Genomic DNA, 20,888 nt, shown 5'->3' with positions numbered 1-20,888 from the left:
GTCCTAACCCACGCTCTTGGCCCTGCCCCGGCCCACCTGGGTGCGTACGGCCCCCATGCTCGCCGCGATGACCAGGCCGATCGCGAGCCCCTCCGTGACGGTCAGCGTCTGGCTCAGCACGAGGAAGCCGGCGATGGAGGCGACGGCAGGCTCCAGGCTCATCAGGACCGCGAAGGTGGAGGCGGGCATCCGCCGCAGGGCGAGCAGTTCCAGGGTGTACGGGAGGACGGAGGAGAGGATCGCGACGGCTGAGCCCAGGGCGATCGTGGTCGGGTTCAGGAGCTTGTCGCCCGACGCGACGAGACCCAGGGGCAGGAAGGCCACGGCCGCGACCACCATCGCCAGCGCCAGCCCGTCGGCCTGCGGGAAGCGACGCCCCGTACGCGCGCTGAAGACGATGTACGCGGCCCACATGGCGCCTGCCGACAGGGCGAAGGCGACGCCGGCCGGGTCGAGGGTGCTGAAGCCTCCGCCGCCCAGCAGGAAGACACCGCCGAGGGCTAGGCCGGCCCAGACGAGGTTGACGGCCCGGCGCGAGGCGACCACCGAGAGGATCAGCGGGCCGAGCACTTCCAGGGTGACGGCGGGGCCCAGCGGGATACGGGCCACCGACTGGTAGAAGAGGCCGTTCATCGCGGCCATCGTGATGCCGAAGACGAGGACCGTGCCCCAGTCGGCGCGCGAGTGCCCGCGCAGTTTGGGCCGGCAGATCACCATCAGCACGATCGCGGCGACCGCGAGGCGGAGGGCGACCACGCCCAGCGCTCCGGCGCGCGGCATGAGGCTCACGGCGAGGGCGCCGCCGAACTGGACGCTGATACCTCCGGCCAGTACCAGGCCCACCGGGCCCAGGGCGCGTATGCCTCGGGGGGCCGCTGCGGGGGGTTCGGACGTGGGGTCCGGGTTCGCCGCGGTGGTGGCGGGGTCGGCGACCTGGAGGGGTTGGTCGGCGCGGGGGATGGTCACGGGGCGTCCAGGAAGCTCGGGTGGTGCACGTCTCGTACATCGTGATGGACTCGGCCAGTCCAGGGTAATGGACTTGCCAGTCCAGGATAATGGACTCGGTCAGGATTGTGAAGCGGGTTTGCAGCTTACTTGTGCGCGGCGGTGTGCGTGCGGGCTGCCCCGGGGGGGGGCCACTGGGATGGGGGGCCGCTGGGGGTGGGGGGCGAGGTTGTGGCGGGAGTGCGGGCTCGTTGTGGCTGGCCGCGCCGTTCCCCGCGCCCCTTAGGGGTGGGGGTGAGGGTCGTGGGGAAGTGCGGGTTCGTCGTGGCTGGGCGCGCCGTTCCCCGCGCCCCTTGGGGGCGGGGGCAGTCAGGAGGTCTGTAGGGCTTCTGCCAGTACCTCTGCCAAGTGGTGGGACCGGGTCTTTGCCGTCTGGTGCAGTTGGGTGCGGCAGGAGAAGCCGTCGGCCAGGACGACCGTGTCGTCGGGGGCCTCGCGGACCGCCGGGAGCAGCTGTTCCTCCGCGCACGCCGTCGACACCTCGAAGTGGCCCTTCTCGAAGCCGAAGTTGCCCGCGAGACCGCAGCAGCCGCCCGCCAGGGTGCCGGTCAGGCCCGCCGCCTCGCGCAGGCGGCGGTCCGCCGCGTCTCCCAGGACCGCGTGCTGGTGGCAGTGGGTCTGGCCCACGACCGGGCGGTCCAGACGCGGGGGCGTCCAGTGCGGGGCGTGGCGTTCCAGCGCCTCCGCGAACGTCACCACCGCCGCCGCCAGGCGCCGCGCGCGCGGATCGTCGGGCAGCAGCTCCGGCAGATCCGTACGCAGGGCTGCCGCGCAGCTCGGTTCGAGGACGACGACGGGCGGGACGGGCGCGGGCTCCGAAGCGGACGCCGGATCCAGGAGCGGGTCCAGGAGCGGGTCCAGGAGCGGGTCCAGGAGGTCGAGGGTGCGGCGCAGCACCGTACGGGCGCGGTCCAGTTGTCCCGTCGAGACGTAGGTCAGGCCGCAGCAGACCCCCGGGCCCGGACCGCGGGAGGACGGTCGCCCGCCGGCGGTCACGGGCGTCACGTTCAGGCCCGCCGCCTCCAGGACCCGTACGGCCGCCTTGCCGACGGACGGGGAGAGGTGCTCCGTGAAGGTGTCCGGCCACAGGACGACCGTCGGGCGGGGCGGACCGCCGGCATCCAGCTGCCCGGCGGACCCCGTGCGCGTCACGCCGTCGCGGGCCCACCACCGGCTGAACGTCTCCCCCGCCACCCGCGGGATCTCCCGCTCCGGCGCGATGCCGCCCAGCCGTTTGGCGAGCGCCGCCAACGGCCGTACCGAAGCGAGGAAGTTGAGCGGCCGTGCCGTACGGGTGCGGTCCACCAGCCGTAGCCACAACGGCAGCCAGCCCATCGCGTAGTGCGCCGCCGGCCGCCTGCGGCCTTCGTAGTGGTGGTGCAGGAACTCCGCCTTGTACGTGGCCATGTCGACGCCGACCGGGCAGTCCGAGCGGCAGCCCTTGCAGGACAGGCAGAGGTCCAGCGCGTCGCGTACCTCCGTGGAGCGCCAGCCGTCCGTGATCACCTCACCGGCCAGCATCTCGTGCAGCAGCCGCGCGCGCCCTCGCGTGGAGTGCTCCTCCTCACCGGTGACGCGGAAGGACGGGCACATGACCGACGAACCCCCTGCTGTCGCGGTGCGGCACTTGGCGACCCCCACACATCGGCGTACCGCCGCCGAGAAGTCCCCGCCGTCGGCCGGGTAGCCGAACTCGACGTCCACCGGTTCGCGCGGGAGGACCGCGAACCGCAGGTTCTCGTCCAGCCGGTGCGGCCTGACCAGCATGCCGGGGTTGAGCAGGCCGTCCGGGTCCCAGAGGTCCTTCACCCGCTCGAAGAGGCCGACGACCCGGGACCCGTACATCTTCGGCAGCAGTTCGGCCCGTGCCTGTCCGTCCCCGTGCTCCCCCGACAGCGAGCCGCCGTGCGAGACGACCAGTTCGGCCAGTTCCTCCGAGAAGCGGCGGAAGCGGCCCACGCCCGCGGGTGTCAGCAGGTCGAAGTCGATGCGTACGTGGATGCAGCCGTCCCCGAAGTGGCCGTAGGGCGCCCCGCGCAGCCCGTGGGACGTCAACAGGCCCCGGAAGTCCCGCAGATACGCGCCCAGCCGGGCCGGCGGCACCGCGCAGTCCTCCCAGCCGGGCCACGCCTCGGTGCCGTCCGGCATCCGGGTCGCCGTGCCGCTGGCGTCCTCGCGGATGCGCCACAGGGTGCGCTGCGCGGCGGGGTCGGTGACGACCAGGGGGTCCGTCACGTCCGCCGCGCGGGCGATCGCCCCGGCACGCGCGCGTGCCTGCGCCGCCGTGTCGCCGCCCGTCTCCACGAACAGCCAGGCGCCGCCCCGGGGCAGCCCCGCGTCCGGCGGTACGAGGTCGGCCGCCATCCCCTCCACCGTCAGCGGCCCGTGCGGCAGCAGGCCTGCCGCCGCTTCCGCCGCCGCGCTCTCGTCCGGGTAGGCGAGGACGGCGAGCGCACGCGCGCGGGGTGCCTCGACGAGGCGTACGACCGCCTCCGTGAGGATGCCGAGGGTGCCCTCCGAGCCGCAGAGGAGGCGCGCCACGTCCGCGCCACGTTCGGGGAGGAGCGCGTCGAGTGCGTAGCCGGAGATGCGGCGCGGGAGGGTGGGGAAGCCGGTGCGGAGGGTTTGCAACTCGGCTTCCACCAGGGCCCGCAGGCCGTCGGGAGCGCCTGCCCAGCCGGGGCCGGGGCGGAGCCTTTCGCCGTGTGCGGTGAGCACGGAGAGTTCGCGGACGTTGTCCGCCGTGGTGCCCCAGGCCACCGAGTGCGAGCCGCAGGAGTTGTTGCCGATCATTCCGCCGAGCGTGCAGCGGCCGTGTGTCGAGGGGTCGGGTCCGAAGCGCAGTCCGTGCGGTGCGGCGGCCTCCTGGAGACGGTCCAGGACGACTCCCGGCTGGACCACGGCCGTGCGGGTCTCGGCGTCCAGCGACTCGACGCGGTTCATGTGGCGGGTGAAGTCGAGGACCACGCCCGTGCCGGTCGCCTGTCCTGCGATCGACGTGCCGGCGCCGCGGGCCACGACCGGTACGCCGAGTCCGGCGCACACGGAGAGGGCCGCCGCCACGTCGTCGGCGTCTCTCGGGGCGACCACGCCCAGGGGGACGCGCCTGTAGTTGGACGCGTCCATGGTGTGGAGCGCTCGGGCGGTCGCGTCGAAGGTGACTTCGCCGCGGACGGTCTTGGCCAGTGCCGCGCTCAGCTCGCGCCGCAGTTGCGGCTCCGGCTCCGGCCTGCGCTCCGGTTGCGCTTGCGGCTTCGGCTTCCCGGGATCCGTTTCCGTCATGCGCCCAAGCATGCATGCCGAGGCCGGGGCTGAGGGCGCACGTCGGTACGCGGCGGTCGCCTCCCGCGGGGGGGGCGGGACGGGGCCCGTCGATCGGCCTTCGGCTGCCGGTGCGTCGTGGCTGGGCGCGCCGTTCCCCGCGCCCCTGACGGGGCTGCCGGGGCCTCCCGTCCCTACTTCGGCTGACCGTCCGTCGTGGCTGGGCGCGCCGTTCCCCGCGCCCCTCGCGGGGCGGGGCGGGGCGGTGGTTGTGGGTGGGCTGCGGCCGCTCCGTTTCGTGCGCCCCATTGCGCGCCGGGGCGGCTCCTCAGCGATTCGCGGACGAATTGTGAGAGTGCGCCGGAACATGCCCGTTCCGATCACGAAGTCCCATATAGTGACCGCCAGTTGAGCACCAGGTGTCGCATCCCGACCAGGACACGACCGAGGACACGATTCATGAACGCGCCCACTTCGCAAGCGCGCCCCACAAAAGATCGGCCGTCCCTCGCACAACTCGGCAGCGCACGCCCCCGTCTGCGTGCCGCCGCGGTCGCTCCGCTCCTGACCGCCGTACCGGCCGGTTTCGCCGTCGGAGCCGCGGTCGCCCTGGCTCCCGCTCAGGCCCGCGTGCCCCTCGGCTGGGGCCTGGGCGCGGCACTCCTCCTGCTGTGCGCCGCCGTTGCAGTGGCCGCTCATACCGCACAGACCTCACGATTACTCCTCCGCCGTCTCGAAGCGGTCTCCCAGGACGCCGGCCGATTACTCCAGGAAAAGGCCGCCCTCACGGAGGAATCCGCCAGGGAACACGCGCGGCTCACCGACGAGTTCACCCGGGAACGCGCGCGACTCGCCGAGCAGAACGCCCACCAGAAGGTGCGGCTCGCCGCCGAACTCGGCCGGGAGCGCACCCGGCTCGGCGCCGAGAACGCGCGCGTGACGGACGAGTTGCGGCAGGCGAGAACCGACCGGGCCACCGCGATCTCGGCCTCCGCCAACACGGCCGGCCGCCTCCAGGCCCTCGCCACGAGCATGCTGGCCGACCTGCGCGCCATGGAGGACAGACACTCCGACGAGGACGTACTCGCCGACCTCCTCCACCTCGACCACCTGACCGCCCAGGCGGGCCGTCTCGCCGACTCCGTCGCCGTCCTTACGGGCGCGCGCTCCGGCCGCCGCTGGGCACGCCCCATCGTCATGGAGTCGATCCTGCGCGGCGCGATGGGCCGCATCGGCGGCTATCAGCGCGTACGTGTCCACTCGGCGAGCGAGGCGGCGGTCGCCGGGCACGCCGCCGAGGCCGTGATGCACGCGCTCGCCGAGATCCTCGACAACGCCGCGAACTGCTCACCGCCGACGGCCGAGGTGCACGTCTACGTGGAAGAGGTGCCGGCCGGAGTCATCGTCTCCGTGGAGGACAGCGGCCTGGTGATGGGCGAAGCCCAGTTGCGGCGCGCCGAACTCGCCGTCTCCGGTGCGCAGACGGGGCTCGGCGCCCTCACCGGCGCCCGGCTCGGCCTCACGGTCGTCGGCCGGCTCGCCCGCAAGTACGGCCTGACGATCTCCTTCCGCCCTTCGGCGCGCGGCGGCACGGGCGTCCTGGTCCGCATCCCGCAGGACATCCTCGCCACCCCGGCATCGGATCCGGCCCCTTCCCCTTCTTCCCCTTCCTCTTCCTCTTCCTCTTCCTCTTCCTCTGCTTCTGCTTTCGCGCGGGCAACTGCGACAACCTCCGTACAGCCCCCAGTACCGCCCTTCGCACCGCCCTCCGCGCCGGTTTCAACACCGCCGCCGTTCCGAACACCTTTCTCGCCCCCGCCCCCGCCCCGGCCTTCCGTCCAGACCCCGTCCCCGATTCCCGGGACACCTGACCCGACGGACCCGGAGGACACAGCGGGCCCGGCGGACCCGGTCGTACGGGGGTCCTCGTCGCCCTTCCCCGGCCCGCGCCCCGGGCCCTGGTCCGACCCGGAGGACCCGGGGGAGTTCCCCTGGTCCGGCTCGCACGGGTCGTACGCCGCTTCCCACGCGGTCCCCGACCTGGACCCGGAGCCGGTTCCGGCCCACGGTTTCCGGCCCCGGCCCGCCGACCATCCCGACCACTCCAATCACTCCGACCACGTCAATCACGCCAATCACGCCGACCACGCCGAGCTGCTCCCCAGGCGTCACCGGGGCCGCACCCTCGCCGAGGCCGAGGCCGCGGTCGAAGCCACCGTGGACCCCGCGGCGGAGACCGGGTTGGACGGCGCCGACCGCACCGGTACGCCCGGATCCCGAGCGGCCTCACGGGAGACCTCCCCCCTCACCCCCGACGACGTGATGAACCGCGCCACCCGCTTCAACAGCTTCCGCCAAGCCGTGCGCCGCCCTCCGGCGGACGAGCCCGTACAGGCCCGTACGAGCCCTGCCACCTCTCACCCGGAAGGCGACCCCACGTCATGACCGTCCACACCGGCACCACCTCGGCGACCGACATCACCCCGGCCACCTCCACCACGTCGACGACCGAGGAGAAGCTCGGCTGGCTCGTGCAGGGGCTGCTGGCGCGCACCCCGGGTGCCCGGCACGCGCTCGTGCTCTCCCGGGACGGCCTCAAGCTGTGCAGTACGCCGGAACTCTCCGTCGACCAGGCCGACCACCTCGCCGCCATCGCCGCCGGGATCCAGGCGCTGTCCCACGGGGCCTCCCTCCAGTTCGGGGACGGCACCGGGAACGTACGGTCGGCGATGACCGAGTTCTACGGCGGGATCCTGTTCATCGTCGAGGCGGGCGAGGGCGCGCACCTGGCCCTGGTCACGGCCGAGGAGGCCGACGCCGGGCTCGTCGGACACAACATGGGCCAGCTCGTGGAACAGCTCGACGGACATCTGAGCGCGCCACCACGCCTGCCATGAGCCGCCCGGGCAGGGACGACGCGCCCGACCGGCTCTACACCCTCACCCAGGGGCGCACCCGGTCCGCGCCCGGCACCCCCTTCGACCTGTTGACGCTGGTCGTCGCCGAGTGCGATCCGGTGCCCTGCATGCAGTCGGAGCACGCGGCGATCCTGCGCCTCACCGGGCGGCCCACCGCCGTCGCCGAGGTCGCCGCTGAGCTTCGGCTGCCGGTCACCATCACGAAGATCCTGCTCTGCGACCTGCTCGCCGAGGGCCGCGTCAGCGCCCGCCACCCCCGCAGGGCCGAACTCGGTGGCCGTCCCGATCCCCACATCCTGGAACAGGTGCTCGTTGGACTCCGCAACCTCTGACGCCTCCCGCGCACGCTCCGACGCTTCCCGGCCACGTCCCCACGGCTCCCGGGCACGTTCCGGCGGCTCCCGGGCACGTTCCGACGCTTCCCGGACACGTTGCGACCGGGAGGCCGCCCGGTGAGCCCGGCCCCTGGCCGGGGCGCCGCCCCCGCCCCTGGCCCCGACCCCGCTCCCGTACGCCTCGACGGTCTTCGGTTCCGGTCCGAACCCGCGGCCCTGTACCGGGAGTTGCGGCGCGAGTTCGGCGCGGTGGCTCCGGTGCTGCTCGACGCGGACATCCCGGCGTGGCTCGTCCTCGGCTACCGCGAGCTGCACCAGGTCACCGGGGATCCCGTGCTGTTCAGCCGTGACTCCGGCCTCTGGAACCAGTGGGAACGCGTCCCCCACGGCTGGCCGCTGCTGCCGATGATCGGGCGCGGGCACTCCTCCGTCCTGCACACCGTCGGCGAACGCCATCGCGCGCGCGTGGCGGTGATCGGGGGCGCCCTCGAAGCCGTCGACCCCTTCGAGCTGCGCGCCCACGCCGAACGGCTCGCCGACGAGCTGATCGACGCGGTGTGCGCCGACGGCACGACGGACCTCGTCGCGCGCTACGCGGACCTGCTCCCGATACGCGTCCTCGCGACCCTCTACGGATTCGCCGACGAGCAGGGGCCGGGCCTCGTCGCCGCCCTGAACGACATGGTCGACGGGCGCGAGGACGCCGTCGCGGGGCAGTTGCACGTGGCCGCCTCCATGGCGCGGCTGGTGGCCGACCGGGCGGTACGGCCCGCGGACGACGTGGTCAGCCGCATGCTCGCCTCCGGGCGTACGGCGGCGGGCCCCGCCCTCACGAACGAGGAGATCGCCAAGGATCTGATCGTCATGCTGACCGCGGGCCAGCAGCCGACCGCGGGCTGGATCGGCAACTCGCTGCGGCTGATGCTGACGGACGCGCGGTTCGCCGCCTCGCTGTTCGGCGGGCGGCGCAGTGTCGCCGAGGCCATGAACGAGGTCCTGTGGGAGGACACCCCCAGCCAGAACGTGGCCGGCCGCTGGGCGTCCCGCGACGCCTGGCTCGGCGGTCGCGCCGTCCGCGCCGGGGATCTGCTGCTCCTCGGCATCCAGGCCGCGAACCACGACCCCCAGGTCCGAACCCACGGCACGGCCCTGCCCGGCGGCAACAGCGCGCACTTCTCCTTCGGACACGGGGAGCACCGGTGTCCGTTCCCGGCGCAGGAGATCGCGGAGGTGGTCGCGCGTACGGCGATCGAGGTGGTCCTGGACCGCCTCCCCGACATCGACCTCGCGGTCCCCGCCGCCGCCCTCACCCGCCGCCCCTCCCCTTGGCTGGGCAGCCTGACCACCCTCCCGGTCCACTTCACCCCCACCGCGCCACGGGGCTGACGGCGTCTGCCGCCCCCGCCGCCCCTACCCGTCCCATCACCGCATGGGGCTCCGCCCCCACCCCCCGTTGCGCAGTTCCCCGCGCCCCTAGGTACCTAGGCGCGCGGGGAACTGCGCAATCCTTTGGGCCCGCCCCCACCGAACCCGCAGCCGAAAACGTTCCAGGGGTGTCTCATCCGACGGACGACGTTTCACCCACGTTTCCCCAACCGGCTACGCTCCCGTTGTGGCTGATATCCAGATCCCCGCAGACCTCAAGCCCGCCGACGGCCGTTTCGGCGCGGGCCCCTCCAAGGTGCGAACGGAGTCGCTCAGCGCGCTCGCCGCAACCGGCACGTCCCTGATGGGCACATCCCACCGCCAGGCGCCGGTCAAGAACCTCGTGGGCAAGGTCCGAGAGGGTGTGAGTAGCCTCTTCTCGCTCCCCGAGGGCTACGAGGTCGTCCTCGGCAACGGCGGCTCCACCGCCTTCTGGGACGTGGCGACCCACGGACTGATCGAGAACAAGTCGCAGCACCTGACGTTCGGCGAGTTCTCGTCGAAGTTCGCGAAGGCGTCCAAGCTGGCGCCCTGGCTGGCCGACCCGGACGTCATCACCTCCGAGCCGGGTACGCACCCTGAGCCGGTGGCCCAGTCCGGCGTGGACGTCTACGCCCTCACCCACAACGAGACCTCCACCGGTGTCGCCGCCCCCATCAAGCGGGTCGCGAACGCCGACGAGGGCTCCCTCGTCCTCGTGGACGCCACCTCCGGCGCGGGCGGCCTGCCCGTCGACATCGCGGAGACGGACGTCTACTACTTCGCCCCGCAGAAGTCGTTCGCAGCGGACGGCGGCCTGTGGATCGGCATCTTCTCCCCGGCCGCGATCGAGCGCGCCGAGCGTATCCACGCGAGCGGCCGGCACGTGCCGGAGTTCTTCTCGCTCCCCACGGCGATCGACAACTCCCGCAAGAACCAGACGTACAACACCCCGGCCCTCGCGACCCTCTTCCTGCTGAACGACCAGCTGGAGTGGATCAACGGCCAGGGCGGCCTGGACTGGTCGGTCCGCCGCACGGCGACCTCCTCGCGCACGCTCTACGGCTGGGCCGAGGACGTCAAGTACGCGAACCCGTTCGTCACCGACCCGGCCAAGCGCTCGCAGGTCATCGGCACGATCGACTTCTCGGACGACGTGGACGCCGCCGCCGTCGCCAAGGTCCTGCGCGCCAACGGCATCGTCGACACCGAGCCCTACCGCAAGCTCGGCCGCAACCAGCTGCGCGTCGCGATGTTCCCGGCGATCGACCCGGCGGACGTCGAGGCGCTCACGAAGTGCATCGACTACGTGATCGAGAAGCTCTGACTTCACCGCGCACAACTTCTCGTACGACGATGGGGGCGCCCGGAGAACACCGGGCGCCCCCATCGGCATATCGGTGTCAACGTACCGATACGGCCGGGCTCCGGCGTCATCTCTGAACGAGGGTGACGTCATCATGCGGCGCACTACGCTGCTGGGGCAGAAGTCTCCGGAGCACGGGAAGCACGATGGACGACGAGTCACTGTCGAACTGGGCGGAGCGCCGCGACGCGAAGATCGGGCGCCTGCGGGCGGTACCACTCGTGTCCGGCGACGGCCTCAAAGGCTCACACCTCAACCCGGACGCGCCCCGCGCCATCCAACGGTGGAACGGGTACGCCTGGGAACCGTACGGGTTCGCGGCCAACCTCGCCGAGACGCGACGCATCCTGCACCCGTCGACGAAGGAACCGCCGACCGCGTCGGCACCTCAGCCCCAGCCGCTCAAGGCCGGCCGGGGCAGACACAGAAAGCCCCGCCCTGGTGAATGAACCGCCGCTGTGCTTCCGCGGACCTCTGCCACAGGTCAGAGTTGTGGGCGACGAGCTGGCGAAACGCACCCGGTGACTCCAGGACGCTCCGGCCATGCAGTGGGTGTCGCACCCGCTCGGGTGATCGCTGCGCAAGGAACGAAGCTGAGGTGCGAAGCAGCGCCCGCAGGTGCTCGGATGGTGCTGCCTAGCCGAACTGCCGGAGAAACGCCTGCCAACCCTCGCGCGAGACGGTGAGCAGCGGGCCGGTGTCCGACTGCTTGCTGTCTCGGACGGCCCGGCCGCCGACCGCCGTGTCGGCGACCTCGACGCAGGCGTTCTCCGCCCCCGAGTACGAGGACTTCCAGAAGGGGCCTATGACCTCGGTCACGATGTGTCTTCCTTCAAGCTCCGCAGCACGCCCCGGATGAGCTTCGCGCTCGCGTCCGGTGCCAGTGCCAGTGCCAGTGCCGATGATCGTAGTAGGGGGTACCCATTGGCGTAAGCGGCGAGGGCTGATGCGCAAGCGACGAAGCTGAGGTGAGAAATGGCGCCCGCAGGTGCTCAGCTGGCCCCCTGGCCGAACTGCCGGAGAAACGCCTGCCAGCCCTCGCGCGAGACGGTGAGCAGCGGGCCGGTGTCCGACTGCTTGCTGTCTCGGACGGCCCGGCCGCCGACCGCCGTGTCGGCGACCTCGACGCAGTCACCCTGCTGTGCGGAGTACGACGACTTTCGAAAGGTGCCCACGATCTCGGTCACGATCATTCTTCCTTCATGCTCCGCAGTACTTCCCGGATGAGTCGCGCGCTCACCTCCGGTGCCAGTGCCGCCGATCGTAGTAGGTCGAACGCGTTGCCGTAAGCCGCGAGATCATCCGGTGCTTCGAGTACCGACGTACCACGCAAGTTCTCCATGGCCACGGCTTCGACAGCAGGCTCGGCATCGAAGCTGAATGACGAGAACGCGGGGATCGAGCCCACCAGCGCTCCCGCGCTGAGCGGCAGAATCTGAACGGTGACGTTCTGCCTCTCTATGGCGGCAAGGATCGCGGACAGTTGTTGCCGGTGGGTGTCCACGCTCACCAACGGGTGTACGACAGCGACCTCCCAAAAAATGGCGGTGTACGACGCCCCGCCCTCCTCGATCTTCGCCTGACGCCCTTCCCTGACCGCCACCAACTGCTCAAGCACCTCTGGAGCAACATAGTCCGGCCCCGCCGCGATAATTGCTTTCGCGTAGGCCGAAGTCTGCAAAAGCCCAGGCACCAGTGCCGGTTGCCACTGCCGGATATACGTTGCGTCGTCCTCCAGCGCGATGTGATCGAGATAGTCCGGCCGCAGATGTGCGGCATGTTCGAGCCACCAGCCCCGCTTCTTGGAGTGCTTCGCCAACTCCTCCAATTTGTCCCGGACTTCTGGGTCCGTGATGCCGTACGCGTCAAGCAGCAGCCGCACCTCAATAACGCGCGGCGTCGAATGCCCGCTCTCAACACGACTGATCTTGGCCTGGCTTGACGCGATGATCTCGGCAGCCTGCGGCTGGTCCAGCTTGGAAGCCTGACGGTACTGCCGAAGTGCCGTACCCAAGCGCCTGCTACGCACGGTCGGCCGTCCACCTGCGGGCATGTGTGCCTCCCCCTCTGCCTCGCGAAACGATGCCACACAGGCAACAAACTCACGAGTACATCACTCGATCGGGGGACATGCATGCATGTATACGCAGATCGAGATTGCACGAGTGCCGAATCGGACCCTACGTTCGTGACATCGCCACCGAACAGAGGTGACGGCACGTCAGGAGGTACGGCACCCCATGCCCATGTCCGAGACCTTTCGCATCCCCAAGCGCAGAAGTCACGTCCCCGCCGCCCGCCAACGCGTCCGCAAGACGCTCTCGGGCTGGGGCGTCACCGGCGAACTCGCCGACGCGGTCACCCTGTCGGCGAACGAGCTCACCACCAACGCAGTGACGCACTGCCGGGTGTCCTGCGCCCGCATCCGGATCACGCTCACGCTCGACGGCCCGGAGTTGGTCCTGGAGGTCTCCGACCCGGACAGGGACGGACTCCCCCGGCCTCACGACTCGGCCCCGGACGAGGAGAGCGGGCGCGGCCTCGCGCTCGTGGCGGCGTCGGCCGACTCCTGGGGGCATCGGCAAGGCCCGTACGCGAAGTGCGTATGGGCCCGGTTCACGCTCGCGGGGAAGCTCACGGAGAAGCCGGCAGGGGCCCGTGTTCCGGTTCCTTCATGACGTGGTCGCCCGCGTGCTCGGCCGACCGCGTTCCCGGCGCCCCGAGGCCGACAACTGGGACCTCGCGCGCGAGGTGAGAGCGCCGGACCCCTACGTATGGCGACTCCCCAGCCCCCACGACGCCCGCTGGCGCCGCTGGTCCAGACGCCATCGCCTGACCGGCTGCTATCCGCCGTTGCTGCCCGATGAAGCCTGCTGGAAGCCTCCGCCCCGCCTCCGGACTCAACTCCGGCAGGCCGAGGACGACATGGTTCGGCTGTACGTGCTCAGAAGCCGAGATCCGGAGACGGTTCGGACAGAGTCCGTGCCCGGGTCAACGCAGCGCTTCGATGGCCTTCACTATCAGGGCGCGGGCGTCCCCTCCGTACACGGCCATGCCCCGGAGTTGCTCGAACGCCTTCAGGTAGAGGGCGATCTCGGAGGGCTGGGTCACGCGAACTCGGGCCGACAGCAGTTCCACTGAGACGAGCGCGTCGTCGTACACGTGGAACAACTCCTGGGGCCACAGGCCCCGTTCACGGGTCGAGTCGGGGATGATGCCCAGCGATACCGACGGAAGAGCGCCGACCGTGAGCAGATAGCCGAGTTGCGCCGCCACCGCGTCGGCGTCGCCCAACTGGTAGCGCAGAACGCCTTCTTCGATCAGTATGACGAAGCGGTGCCCCGGCTCGTGGATGACCTTCGAGCGCTCGACACGTGCCGCCGCTGCCGCGTCGGAGTCGTCGGGGATGCCGAGCAGCCGGGCATTGGCAGAGAGCACGGCCCGTGCGTACCCCTCCGTCTGGAGAAGGCCGGGGACCAGAGTGGGCGAGTAGATCCGGAACAGCTCGGTGGAACGGTAGAACTCCACGTAACTGTCCTGGAGACGCTTCAGGCCGCCGCGAGCTTTGCGCCGCCATTCGCTGTACTGGGACTCGGCGTCCCGGGACTCGGCAATGATGTCCGCGGCCTGGTCGTCGGCACCGCACGCGGCGCACCAGCGGCGGATGTCGTCGGGCGTGGGCGGTGTACGGGCGTTCTCCAGGCGAGAGGTCTTCGGGTGGGTCCAACCGCAACGCTCGGCCAGCTCGCTCCCCGTGACACCCGCATCCGCGCGCAGATCCCGCAGACGCCGGGCAATCCGTTCACGCGCGGCCTGGGCCGATGAGGACGGGGAGTTGGACATGAGCCGACCGTGCGCCTTTCACGCTAGGTGATCTTGTAGTTCTCGTGCGGGGTCGCTCGCGTCCACACTGCCTCGAAAGCCTTGGCGCACAGTCGCACCGCGGCCTCATTCTCGCTGATCTCCCCACCCTCGGACGCACCGGCCCCGGAGAAGTGGTTCCAGCAGATCAGCCGTTCGTCCATGAGCCAGAAGTCGTTGCCCGGCAGTGCGATATCGGAGGCCTGCCGCCTCGGAAGCCACCGGACCTGCTCGCCGGCCGCGACGTTGACGACGGTGCCCGCGTGCTCGTAGCGGATGTAGTCGGTGACGGGTTCGGAGACGATACGGGCACGCCGTACGACAACGCCGCGAGCCACCGTACGGCGGACGAGGCTCGTCCATTCGCTCCAGTACGGAGACTCGGGGTCGGTGTCTCGTTCGCCCGTCCTCTGCCAACAGCTGAAGTCGTCGGCCTCGCCGGCGACTCCGTACGCGTCCCGCATCTCCAGGTGGACAGCGGACCGCAGCACGCTGTCCATGAGTTCAGCGAAGCGCGACACGCTCTGCGGCATCGCACGCCTCCCTCAGGATCGGCACCATGCGGGCCGGGACACGGACGACTGCCTCGTGGTCGGGGACACCCACCGCGTGGCCGGGCGCCTCGAACGCAGCACATTGCGCTTCGAGTTCCCGATCCGGTTTCCATCCCTGGATGACCAATTCGCACTTACTCTCGTCGACCCACACGGTGGGGCTCTCCACCGTGCCTGTGTTGGGGTCGATCCCGATGAACCGCAGCGCCATCGCCGCCTCCAGCATGTCGGGCGTTCGTAGATGTTCACCACTCTGAATGAAGGAGGACATCAAGGTAAGAGGGAAAAGTGGCGGCTAGCTGGCTCAACACATTGACGTGAACATTCGTGAACATCACTGGATCGGGCCGTTGCCAGGTCCTTAACGTCGCCACCACGAGCCAGAGCCGCAGGACAACTATCGGTCCCGCGTCCCCCTCCCCTCAGGAAGGCACACCCATGCTGAACGGAAGCGACCTCTACGCGCTCGACATCACCTCGGCCTCGTTCGTGCAGGCCTGCGGCGGCCCCTGTACCGAGGGGTGCGTCACCCTGGCCCGGATCGGAGCGGACGCTTGGGCCCTCGGCGACAGCAAGCGGCCCAGCAACGAGCCGCTGCGGTTCACCACCGAGGAACTCAGCGTGGCCGGGATCGATCCGACGCGCTTCGGACTGTCCCTGTGACTCTCTGAGGCGGCCCTTCCCCCCAGCCGGTCCTGACGCGCCCCTGGTCGAGTAACGAGCCAGGGCCGGCTGACTTCACGTGGCCTGCGTAGGAGTACGTACGCCGACACCGCCGACGCCACCACGATTGCCACCGAACTGAACGCCCGTGCACCACCACAGCTATCTGTGGACCGGCCCGAAAGCCCGGTTCGACCAAGAGGCACTGCGACGACCGCCCCATCCCGAGCCTCCGCCCGCCGGATGCAGACCGGAACTGGTGCAGCGGTACCGAGAGGTGGCCGCGGAGTTTCCCGCGTCGGATCTACCGCCGCTGGAAACGGCGTACTGGCTCGTCAAGCCCCGTTCATCGGTGCGGGGCACGTGGCCGGATCCGGAGGCAGCGGCGGCGTGGCTGAGTGACCGCTTGACCGAGTACGCACCCCGGTTCGCATCCGGGGCCCAGCGCGACGGCAGTCGTCTGGCCACCCTCCCCGCCTCCGCCCGTGAGCGGCTGCTGTCGGGCGATGACGTGTCGCTCGGTTTCTACCTCGAACGTCCCTCCTACCTGTCCCTGGCCCTGGTCACCTGTTCCCCGAATCGCCGGCGTCGCGGACTCCCGTGCCCACTGGCCCCGTAGGGTGACGCCCGCGATCCGAACAGAACACATCGCGGGCGTCGTCGAAGGCCGCTCCAGTACCGTTCATCGCTCTGGGGCCACTGCCGGTCCGGGGTCGAAGAACTCAGGTCGCCGTGCAGCTCACCGCAGGCGCGCCCCCGCCCCCGGGCGCTCCCCCGAAGCCGAACGTCGCCGAACCGCCCGTCGCCACAACCCCGTTGTGGTCGGCGTTCGTGGTCGTCACGGTCGTGCCGGTCTGGGTGTACGACGCGTTCCACATGCTGGTGACCTTCTGGGCGCCGGGCCAGGTCCAGGTCGTCTTCCAGGACTTGAGCGCGGTCGTGCCGGAGTTGGTCACCTTCACCTCGGCGTTGAAGCCGCCGCCCCAGTCGCTGCTGACGGTGTACGCGGCGGTGCAGGCGGCCGTGCCGCCTCCCGGGTCACCGGGATCGCCGGGATCGCCGGGATCGCTTCCGCCGCCCTCCGACGGGAAGCCCGGCGCCTTCACGCTCGCCAGGTAGCCGTCCTTCACCGTGTCCACGGTCGTCCAGTCGTCCTTCAGGATGCCGCCCGTGTCACCGGAGTTGGGGTTCCACGACCAGAAGGTCCAGGAGATGCTGTCGGCGCCGTACGTGCCCGTGGGCCGGAGGTAGCTCACCAGCGCCGCCAGCCACTTCTGGTCGACGGACGACTGAAGGGTCGTACCGAACTCGCCGACCCACACCGGTGCGATGTTCTGCTTGAAGATGTAGCCCCAGTACTTGTCCCAGACGCCCGGCATGTTGGCGGGGAAGGTCGGATCGCTGAACCAGCTCTGCTGGGCCACGCTGGTGGCGTAGTCGTGGGCGGAGTAGACCACCCGGTTCGCGACATTCAGCTGTACGGGGTACTGCGCGACCCCCATCAGGTTGCCGCCCCACCAGCCGGACACGCCGTCGACCGTCTGCACGCCCTCCACGAAGATCAGCAGCTCGGAGTTGGCGGCCAGGACCGCGTTCCCGGCGCGCTGGGCGGCGAGCCGCCAGTCCCTCGTCGTGTCGCCGCAGCCCCAGCAGGCCGGATCGTGCGGCTCGTTGTGCAGGTCGATGCCGATCACCGTCGGGTTGCCCTTGTAACGGGTGGCGAGGGACTTGAGGTTGGCGATCCAGGTCGTCTCGGGGACCGCCGCGGTGTACCAGAGCGCCGACTGGCCCGCCGCGTCCGGCCGGTGCCGGTCCAGGATGACCTTGAGGCCGTCCTGACCCGCGTACGCCACGAGCTTGTCGATGATCTGGAGGGGCGAGAGCCCCTGGAGGTCGGCGTTCTTGCCGCCGGAGAAGTCGATGCTGTTGGCCACGGCACCGCTCTTGAGGATGTCGTCGCTGTACGGCAGCCGGATGGCGTTGTAGCCGAGCGACTTCATCTGGTCGATCATGCTCTTGTAGTCGCGGGCCCAGAGTCCGTGGACGACGTTGTTGGACGTCTCGAACCCGAACCAGTTGATGCCGGCGATCCGTACCGGCTGTCCTGCGGCGTCCAGGATCTGCCGGCCACTGGTGTGCCAGTAGCCGGCTCCGGGGGCCGCGGCCTTCGCGGCGGGTTTCACGACGGCTGCCGTGTCCGCGTGTGCGGCCTGGGCACCGGCCTGGACTCCGGCCAGCGGTAACAGGAGCGCCGCGGCGGCAGCACCCAGCGCTCTTCGCAAGCTGCGGAACATGTCGCTGCTTCCTCTCGGGGAGATCCGGGGAGATCCGGGGGGGGGATCGGGAGATCGGGCAGATCGGGGGACGAGAGAGCCGCGGGGCCGGAACTTGGTGGGAGCGCTCCCACCGCACCACGCACCCCTATGGAAGGGATCCTTCGTGGACACGTCAAGACGTCGTGCGGCATTCGGGACACTTGAGCCCCCGAATGCCGCATGACGCGAAGGGCGGGGACGGGACGGAACGCGGCGGGACGCGGCGCCGGGCCCCGCCCCGCCGCGCCCCGCTTACCGCTTCACTTGCTGAGCTTCTGGAACCTCCGTACCGCCAGCGGAACGAAGACCAGCGTCAGGACCAGCGGCCACACGCCCGCCATCAGCAGCGCGTGCCGCTCGATCCAGGTGTCTCCGCCGCCCACCGGCGTACCGAACAGTTCGCGGGTGGCGGCGGCCGTCGACGAGATCGGGTTCCAGGCGGCCACGTGGCCCAGCCAGTCGGGCATCAGCTGCGGTGCGACGAAGATGCTGGAGATCATCGTCAGCGGGAACGCGACCGCGAACAGGCCGCCCGCCGCCTCCGGGTTGGGCACGAGCAGACCGAGCCACACCCCCAGCCAGATCAGCGCGAACCTCAGCCACAGCAGCAGCCCGAACGCCCCCAGGAAGGCGAAGCCGCCGTCCGGCCGCCAGCCCATGGCCAGCGCGGTGAGCATCAGGATCGTCAGCTCCGCGCAGGCGACGATGAGATCGGTGACCCCGCGTCCGGCGACGAGGGCGGACGGCGACATCGGCATGGAGCGGAACCGGTCGATGACGCCCTTCGTGGAGTCGTACACGACGAGTGTCGCCGTGTTGATGAACCCGAAGGCCATGGTCATCACGAACATGCCCGGCATCAGGAAGTCCCGGTAGTCGCCGCCGCCCGGGACCGTCATCGCGCTGCCGAAGACGTATCCGTACAGCAGCACGGACAGGATCGGGAAGCCCAACTGCCAGACGATGTTGATGGGTTGGCGCTGGTAGTGGGTGAGCCCGCGCCGGACCACGTTCCAGCAGTCGGCGAGCACCCAGTACGCACGGCCGCGGTCCCGGACCTGCGCCCCGACCGCCCCGGTCGCCCCGGTCGCCCCAGTCGTCCCGGTCACCTCCGTCACCCCCGTCGCCTCCGTCACCTCGTTCACGCGGCTCATGCCGCGACCTCCTTCGTTGCGACGGCGACGGCGACGGCGGCGTCTGCGTGTGCGTCCGCGTCGGCATCGGCGTCGGCATCGGCGTCCGCGTCCGTGCGGTGGCCGGTCAGGCGCAGGAAGACGTCGTCGAGGCTGGGCCTGCGCAACCCGATGTCCTCCACGCGCACTCCCTCGTCCTGGAGCGTCCGCGCCACCTCGGTGAGCGCGGCGACCCGGTCGGTGACGGGCGCGTGCACCCTCAACTCGGTGTCGTCGGACTCCGGTTCGCCGTCCGAGACACGGGCGACGACCTTCACCGCCCGCGCGATGTCGGCGCGCTCGGCGACGACGACCTCGATGCGGTCGCCGCCCACCCTGTCCTTCAGCCCGTCCGGGGTGTCGTCCGCGATGGCCCGTCCCTGGTCGATCACGGTGATGTGCGAGGCGAGCCTGTCGGCCTCCTCCAGGTACTGCGTGGTCAGCAGCACGGTGGTGCCGCCGGAGACCAACGCCCGTACGGATTCCCACACTTCGCCCCGCCCCCGGGGGTCGAGCCCGGTCGTGGGCTCGTCCAGGAACAGCACGGCCGGCGTGAGGATCATCGAGGCGGCGAGGTCGAGGCGGCGCCGCATGCCGCCGCTGTACTGCCCGACTCCCTTGCCCGCGGCGTCGGTGAGGTCGAACTGCTCCAGCAGTTCCGTCGCGCGGGTCCGGGCCCGGCGCCCGCCCAGGTGGAACAGCCGCCCGAACATCTCCAGGTTCTGCCGGCCGGTGAGCACCTCGTCCAGTGCCGCGTACTGGCCGGTGAGCCCGATCCGCGCCCGCACCTCCCTCGGCCGCGCGGCCACGTCGAGACCGGCGACCCGCGCGCTTCCCCCGTCCAGCGCGACCAGCGTGGAGAGGATGCGGACGGCGGTGGTCTTGCCCGCGCCGTTCGGCCCGAGCAGGCCGTGCACCGTGCCCTCCCGCACGGCGAGGTCGAAGCCGTCGAGGGCGCGCTTCTCCCCGTACCTCTTTTCGAGCCCTTCGGCCCGGACCGCGTACTCACTCACACTCGTACCCACAGCACTCCTCCACCCGTGACGTTCGCCGGAGTTCGCCAAACTGAGTACACCGTACCCTTTTCAGAGTACGGCGTACTCAGTTTTGTTACGTGGGCCTATCCTGAGGCGTATGACAAGCGGCGCGGGCGGAATGGACACCAGCGGCAGCGGAGACATCGTCCGCACGCTCCACCTGCTGTGGGACACGGGCCCGCGTCCCAGCCGCGGCCCCAAGCCCGGCCTCAGCCTCGACCGGATCGTGGAGGCGGCCGTCCGGGTCGCGGACGCGGAGGGGCTGGAGGCGGTGTCGATGCGCCGGCTCTCCACGGAGCTGGGCACCGGCACGATGTCGCTGTACCGGTACGTCCCCGGCAAGGGCGAGCTGCTCGACCTGATGCTGGACCGTGTCCAGCGCACGGACGACGACCCGTCCGTCTTCGGCGACGACTGGCGCTCGGCGCTGGAGACCCTGGGCCGCGAGAACCTCGCGCTCTACCGGCGCCACCCCTGGCTGCTGAAGGCCAACCAGTCCCGTCCGGTGCTCGGGCCCAGCGCCGTCGGGGGCATGGAGAAGGTGATCTCCCGCATCAAGCCCATGGGCCTGAGCGACCCGGAGCTGGTCTCGGCGGTCGTCATGATCGACTCGTACGTCACCGGGGCCGCCCGCACCCAGCTGTACGCCCAGGAGGCCGAGCGCAGGACCGGCCTGACGGACACGGAGTTCTGGGCCGCCCAGTACCCGGTCCTGGAGAAGGCCATGGCCAGCGGCCGCTACCCCGTGATGGCCGCACTCTCCGAGGACTCCTTCGGCTCGGACTTCGACCACTTCGAATTCGGCCTCCAACGAATCCTGGACGGCCTGGCGGCCCTGGTCACCCACCGCCAGGAGTCAGCCCGCAACACCCCATGACCCTCCGGGGCCCCGCCCCGAAAGGGGCGCGGGGAACTGCGCCCCCAGCCCCCACCGCCCGGCACCCGGCACCCGGCACCCGCCGTAAACCGAACCGCGACACCCCACGAGCCGACCCCC

General features: G+C 70.8%; 21 protein-coding genes. 10 read left to right on the top strand and 11 right to left on the bottom strand.

The window, feature by feature from the left end; genetic code table 11:
• Window positions 1-3: 3 nt before the first annotated feature.
• A complete protein-coding gene (locus tag ACH4DZ_RS26400) occupies window positions 4-966 on the bottom strand; it encodes an EamA family transporter (RefSeq protein ID WP_398289790.1) in 963 nt (320 codons plus the stop codon).
• A gap of 348 nt (window positions 967-1,314) precedes the next feature.
• Window positions 1,315-4,287 carry an FAD-linked oxidase C-terminal domain-containing protein gene (locus ACH4DZ_RS26395; RefSeq protein WP_398289789.1) on the bottom strand — a complete coding sequence of 991 codons (2,973 nt, stop codon included), beginning with the start codon at window positions 4,285-4,287 and terminating at the stop codon, window positions 1,315-1,317.
• 438 nt (window positions 4,288-4,725) lie between these two features.
• Between ACH4DZ_RS26395 and ACH4DZ_RS26390 the strand changes: the two genes are divergently transcribed.
• From ACH4DZ_RS26390 to ACH4DZ_RS26365, 6 genes are all read left to right on the top strand, one after another.
• Window positions 4,726-6,711 (top strand): ATP-binding protein, encoded by a 1,986-nt coding sequence (locus ACH4DZ_RS26390; RefSeq protein ID WP_398289788.1) that lies wholly within the window; start codon window positions 4,726-4,728, stop codon window positions 6,709-6,711.
• Window positions 6,708-7,163 (top strand): roadblock/LC7 domain-containing protein, encoded by a 456-nt coding sequence (locus tag ACH4DZ_RS26385; protein ID WP_398289787.1) that lies wholly within the window; start codon window positions 6,708-6,710, stop codon window positions 7,161-7,163. The genes ACH4DZ_RS26390 and ACH4DZ_RS26385 overlap by 4 nt, the downstream gene beginning before the upstream one ends.
• Entirely contained in the window at window positions 7,160-7,516 is a 357-nt protein-coding gene (locus tag ACH4DZ_RS26380) for a DUF742 domain-containing protein (protein WP_398289786.1), read from the top strand. The genes ACH4DZ_RS26385 and ACH4DZ_RS26380 overlap by 4 nt, the downstream gene beginning before the upstream one ends.
• Window positions 7,517-7,636: 120 nt before the next feature.
• Entirely contained in the window at window positions 7,637-8,905 is a 1,269-nt protein-coding gene (locus ACH4DZ_RS26375) for a cytochrome P450 (protein WP_398289785.1), read from the top strand.
• Between the two features lie 226 nt (window positions 8,906-9,131).
• Complete coding sequence (gene serC / locus ACH4DZ_RS26370) at window positions 9,132-10,250, top strand: phosphoserine transaminase (protein WP_398289784.1); 1,119 nt, start codon at window positions 9,132-9,134, stop codon at window positions 10,248-10,250.
• Between the two features lie 185 nt (window positions 10,251-10,435).
• The gene (locus ACH4DZ_RS26365) at window positions 10,436-10,738 is read left to right on the top strand and encodes a DUF6087 family protein (protein WP_398289783.1); all 303 of its coding nucleotides are present in this window, start codon (window positions 10,436-10,438) and stop codon (window positions 10,736-10,738) included.
• 187 nt (window positions 10,739-10,925) lie between these two features.
• On the opposite strand, the gene ACH4DZ_RS26360 is transcribed toward ACH4DZ_RS26365, so the two are convergent.
• The 3 genes from ACH4DZ_RS26360 to ACH4DZ_RS26350 form a co-directional block, all read right to left on the bottom strand.
• Window positions 10,926-11,108 carry a DUF397 domain-containing protein gene (locus tag ACH4DZ_RS26360; protein WP_398289782.1) on the bottom strand — a complete coding sequence of 61 codons (183 nt, stop codon included), beginning with the start codon at window positions 11,106-11,108 and terminating at the stop codon, window positions 10,926-10,928.
• Window positions 11,109-11,281: 173 nt separating this feature from the next.
• Entirely contained in the window at window positions 11,282-11,476 is a 195-nt protein-coding gene (locus tag ACH4DZ_RS26355; protein WP_398289781.1) for a DUF397 domain-containing protein, read from the bottom strand.
• 2 nt (window positions 11,477-11,478) lie between these two features.
• On the bottom strand, window positions 11,479-12,342 hold the full coding sequence (locus ACH4DZ_RS26350; protein WP_398289780.1) for a helix-turn-helix domain-containing protein: 864 nt from the start codon (window positions 12,340-12,342) through the stop codon (window positions 11,479-11,481).
• 193 nt (window positions 12,343-12,535) lie between these two features.
• Here ACH4DZ_RS26350 and ACH4DZ_RS26345 point away from each other — a divergent pair, with 193 nt between their 5' ends.
• Entirely contained in the window at window positions 12,536-12,967 is a 432-nt protein-coding gene (locus tag ACH4DZ_RS26345; protein WP_398289779.1) for an ATP-binding protein, read from the top strand.
• A gap of 313 nt (window positions 12,968-13,280) precedes the next feature.
• Here the strand turns inward: ACH4DZ_RS26345 and ACH4DZ_RS26340 are convergent, their stop codons facing one another.
• Genes ACH4DZ_RS26340 through ACH4DZ_RS26330 form a run of 3 tightly spaced genes read right to left on the bottom strand, consistent with a single transcriptional unit; the run spans window position 13,281 to window position 14,915 of the window.
• On the bottom strand, window positions 13,281-14,132 hold the full coding sequence (locus ACH4DZ_RS26340) for a helix-turn-helix domain-containing protein (RefSeq protein ID WP_398289778.1): 852 nt from the start codon (window positions 14,130-14,132) through the stop codon (window positions 13,281-13,283).
• A gap of 23 nt (window positions 14,133-14,155) precedes the next feature.
• Window positions 14,156-14,683, bottom strand: a complete 528-nt coding sequence (locus tag ACH4DZ_RS26335) for a DUF6879 family protein (RefSeq protein WP_398289777.1) — start codon at window positions 14,681-14,683, stop codon at window positions 14,156-14,158.
• A complete protein-coding gene (locus ACH4DZ_RS26330) occupies window positions 14,655-14,915 on the bottom strand; it encodes a hypothetical protein (protein WP_398290012.1) in 261 nt (86 codons plus the stop codon). Before ACH4DZ_RS26330 ends, ACH4DZ_RS26335 begins: the two co-directional genes overlap by 29 nt.
• A 227-nt stretch (window positions 14,916-15,142) precedes the next feature.
• Here ACH4DZ_RS26330 and ACH4DZ_RS26325 point away from each other — a divergent pair, with 227 nt between their 5' ends.
• Window positions 15,143-15,367 (top strand): DUF397 domain-containing protein, encoded by a 225-nt coding sequence (locus tag ACH4DZ_RS26325; protein WP_398289776.1) that lies wholly within the window; start codon window positions 15,143-15,145, stop codon window positions 15,365-15,367.
• Between the two features lie 148 nt (window positions 15,368-15,515).
• The gene (locus ACH4DZ_RS26320; protein ID WP_398289775.1) at window positions 15,516-15,986 is read left to right on the top strand and encodes a hypothetical protein; all 471 of its coding nucleotides are present in this window, start codon (window positions 15,516-15,518) and stop codon (window positions 15,984-15,986) included.
• A 103-nt stretch (window positions 15,987-16,089) separates the two neighbouring features.
• On the opposite strand, the gene ACH4DZ_RS26315 is transcribed toward ACH4DZ_RS26320, so the two are convergent.
• The 3 genes from ACH4DZ_RS26315 to ACH4DZ_RS26305 form a co-directional block, all read right to left on the bottom strand.
• Window positions 16,090-17,661, bottom strand: coding sequence for a cellulase family glycosylhydrolase (locus ACH4DZ_RS26315; protein ID WP_398289774.1), 1,572 nt, complete (start codon window positions 17,659-17,661; stop codon window positions 16,090-16,092).
• Between the two features lie 281 nt (window positions 17,662-17,942).
• Window positions 17,943-18,836 carry an ABC transporter permease gene (locus tag ACH4DZ_RS26310; RefSeq protein ID WP_398289773.1) on the bottom strand — a complete coding sequence of 298 codons (894 nt, stop codon included), beginning with the start codon at window positions 18,834-18,836 and terminating at the stop codon, window positions 17,943-17,945.
• Window positions 18,833-19,867 (bottom strand): ATP-binding cassette domain-containing protein, encoded by a 1,035-nt coding sequence (locus tag ACH4DZ_RS26305; protein ID WP_398290011.1) that lies wholly within the window; start codon window positions 19,865-19,867, stop codon window positions 18,833-18,835. Before ACH4DZ_RS26305 ends, ACH4DZ_RS26310 begins: the two co-directional genes overlap by 4 nt.
• Window positions 19,868-19,988: 121 nt before the next feature.
• Here ACH4DZ_RS26305 and ACH4DZ_RS26300 point away from each other — a divergent pair, with 121 nt between their 5' ends.
• Complete coding sequence (locus tag ACH4DZ_RS26300; RefSeq protein ID WP_398289772.1) at window positions 19,989-20,768, top strand: TetR/AcrR family transcriptional regulator; 780 nt, start codon at window positions 19,989-19,991, stop codon at window positions 20,766-20,768.
• Window positions 20,769-20,888 lie beyond the last annotated feature (120 nt).

Origin of the sequence: Streptomyces sp. NPDC017991 (assembly GCF_044328075.1) — a bacterium.
GTDB lineage: Bacteria > Actinomycetota > Actinomycetes > Streptomycetales > Streptomycetaceae > Streptomyces.
This window is presented reverse-complemented; position numbering and strand designations above follow the sequence as displayed.